The sequence below is a fragment of the Streptomyces sp. NPDC086777 genome (assembly GCF_040702065.1).
Taxonomy (GTDB): domain Bacteria; phylum Actinomycetota; class Actinomycetes; order Streptomycetales; family Streptomycetaceae; genus Streptomyces.
This window is the reverse complement of record NZ_JBFBJI010000093.1, coordinates 1-2,369: the sequence shown is the minus strand read 5'-3', so window position 1 is coordinate 2,369 and position 2,369 is coordinate 1. Positions and strand designations below refer to the sequence as shown.

The window sequence follows — 2,369 nt, the reverse complement described above, 5'->3', positions numbered from 1 at the left end:
ACGCCCTATTCGGACTCGCTTTCGCTACGGCTACCCCACACGGGTTAACCTCGCAACACACCGCAAACTCGCAGGCTCATTCTTCAAAAGGCACGCAGTCACACCACAAGGATGCTCCCACGGCTTGTAGGCACACGGTTTCAGGTACTATTTCACTCCCCTCCCGGGGTACTTTTCACCATTCCCTCACGGTACTATCCGCTATCGGTCACCAGGGAATATTTAGGCTTAGCGGGTGGTCCCGCCAGATTCACACGGGATTTCTCGGGCCCCGTGCTACTTGGGTGTCTCTCAAACGAGCCGTCAATGTTTCAGCTACGGGGGTCTTACCCTCTACGCCGGACCTTTCGCATGTCCTTCGCCTACATCAACGGTTTCTGACTCGTCTCACGGCCGGCAGACCGCAAAAGAGAGATCCCACAACCCCGTATACGCAACCCCTGCCGGGTCTCACACGCATACGGTTTGGCCTCATCCGGTTTCGCTCGCCACTACTCCCGGAATCACGGTTGTTTTCTCTTCCTGAGGGTACTGAGATGTTTCACTTCCCCTCGTTCCCTCCACACTGCCTATGAGTTCAGCAGCGGGTGACAGCCCATGACGACTGCCGGGTTTCCCCATTCGGAAACCCCCGGATCAAAGCCTGGTTGACGACTCCCCGGGGACTATCGTGGCCTCCCACGTCCTTCATCGGTTCCTGGTGCCAAGGCATCCACCGTGCGCCCTTAAAAACTTGGCCACAGATGCTCGCGTCCACTGTGCAGTTCTCAAACAACGACCAGCCACCCATCACCCCACCAGAAAATCCGGTGAGTTCACTGGGGCCGGCGACTGAAGGAACATCATTCCCTCAGACACCCAACAGCGTGCCCGACACCCTCGCCTCTTCCCTCATCCGTTCCACACCGAAGCAGTACTGGGAGGAGAAGCAATCCGAGTGTGCCGAGTAGTCAACGTTCCACCCATGAGCTGACCACCGTCGGACATTTGCCGACGTAGTGGCTCTGGCTGCCTTGCGACAGCTAGATGCTCCTTAGAAAGGAGGTGATCCAGCCGCACCTTCCGGTACGGCTACCTTGTTACGACTTCGTCCCAATCGCCAGTCCCACCTTCGACAGCTCCCTCCCACAAGGGGTTGGGCCACCGGCTTCGGGTGTTACCGACTTTCGTGACGTGACGGGCGGTGTGTACAAGGCCCGGGAACGTATTCACCGCAGCAATGCTGATCTGCGATTACTAGCGACTCCGACTTCATGGGGTCGAGTTGCAGACCCCAATCCGAACTGAGACCGGCTTTTTGAGATTCGCTCCACCTCACGGTATCGCAGCTCATTGTACCGGCCATTGTAGCACGTGTGCAGCCCAAGACATAAGGGGCATGATGACTTGACGTCGTCCCCACCTTCCTCCGAGTTGACCCCGGCGGTCTCCCGTGAGTCCCCAGCACCACAAGGGCCTGCTGGCAACACGGGACAAGGGTTGCGCTCGTTGCGGGACTTAACCCAACATCTCACGACACGAGCTGACGACAGCCATGCACCACCTGTACACCGACCACAAGGGGGCGCCTGTCTCCAGACGTTTCCGGTGTATGTCAAGCCTTGGTAAGGTTCTTCGCGTTGCGTCGAATTAAGCCACATGCTCCGCCGCTTGTGCGGGCCCCCGTCAATTCCTTTGAGTTTTAGCCTTGCGGCCGTACTCCCCAGGCGGGGAACTTAATGCGTTAGCTGCGGCACCGACGACGTGGAATGTCGCCAACACCTAGTTCCCACCGTTTACGGCGTGGACTACCAGGGTATCTAATCCTGTTCGCTCCCCACGCTTTCGCTCCTCAGCGTCAGTAATGGCCCAGAGATCCGCCTTCGCCACCGGTGTTCCTCCTGATATCTGCGCATTTCACCGCTACACCAGGAATTCCGATCTCCCCTACCACACTCTAGCTAGCCCGTATCGACTGCAGACCCGAGGTTAAGCCTCGGGCTTTCACAATCGACGTGACAAGCCGCCTACGAGCTCTTTACGCCCAATAATTCCGGACAACGCTTGCGCCCTACGTATTACCGCGGCTGCTGGCACGTAGTTAGCCGGCGCTTCTTCTGCAGGTACCGTCACTTTCGCTTCTTCCCTGCTGAAAGAGGTTTACAACCCGAAGGCCGTCATCCCTCACGCGGCGTCGCTGCATCAGGCTTTCGCCCATTGTGCAATATTCCCCACTGCTGCCTCCCGTAGGAGTCTGGGCCGTGTCTCAGTCCCAGTGTGGCCGGTCGCCCTCTCAGGCCGGCTACCCGTCGTCGCCTTGGTGAGCCATTACCTCACCAACAAGCTGATAGGCCGCGGGCTCATCCTTCACCGCCGGAGCTTTACAACCC

2 rRNA genes (1 of these 2 running past the window's edge) are annotated in these 2,369 nt (G+C 58.4%); both read right to left on the bottom strand.

Annotated elements, in window-relative coordinates:
* Positions 1-739, bottom strand: a 23S ribosomal RNA gene (locus tag AB0472_RS45875); it reaches 1,924 nt to the left of the window's first position.
* A gap of 298 nt (positions 740-1,037) precedes the next feature.
* Positions 1,038-2,369: ribosomal RNA gene (locus AB0472_RS45870) — 16S ribosomal RNA — on the bottom strand; the annotation flags it as partial.